This is a genomic window from Xanthocytophaga agilis, from assembly GCF_030068605.1.
Taxonomy (GTDB): domain Bacteria; phylum Bacteroidota; class Bacteroidia; order Cytophagales; family 172606-1; genus Xanthocytophaga; species Xanthocytophaga agilis.
The window spans coordinates 1-552 of record NZ_JASJOU010000063.1 but is presented as its reverse complement, the minus strand read 5'-3'; the positions used below and the strand labels follow the sequence as shown (position 1 = coordinate 552).

Sequence of the window (552 nt, the reverse complement as noted above, 5' to 3'; positions counted from 1 at the left end):
AAATCATTTCCATACAACCATCGGGAACAATGGTTTGCTTTTTGGGTGTATCTTCTTTTGGATTTTCTAAAGTCCAGTAGCATTTGATAAGTGTGGCTAAATCTTCACACGGTTTGTAGGTTCGATAATCCATTTTATTTATTATTTGTCCCCTTGTGGTTTAAAATATGTCCTGTTTTACATTAGGGAAATTATTAAATTCAGTTTCGTGGCAATAGCATTATTTATTATTCTATTTGCATTATGCCTCTTACAATGAGTAAATTATCTGGTAAATCAGGAATGGCAATTACAAATCTGTTTTCTTTTCTATTAGCCGTACTTTCGTATAGGTCAAACTTGTTGCAATTATAGAAAGTAGCAAAGGGATAAGCTACGATCCTTAATGCCCATGGTTTCACATAGACGTTTCGACAGACTTCTTCGACTGAAGTTCCGCTCCCGTTTGCTTTAAGGCCAGAGCTGATGATACACACGTATCAGCTGCAATCTATGCCTCTGTAAAATTGCTTTTATATGGCGATTTTCTTTATGTGTAAACTAATGGATCGT

The 552-nt window shown here is 35.3% G+C and carries 1 protein-coding gene; it reads right to left on the bottom strand.

The genetic code is table 11. The annotated features are described in order from the left end of the window. The coding region (locus tag QNI22_RS40210) for a DUF6597 domain-containing transcriptional factor (RefSeq protein ID WP_314520340.1) at positions 1 to 133 on the bottom strand (133 nt) is incomplete at its 3' end. Positions 134 to 552 lie beyond the last annotated feature (419 nt).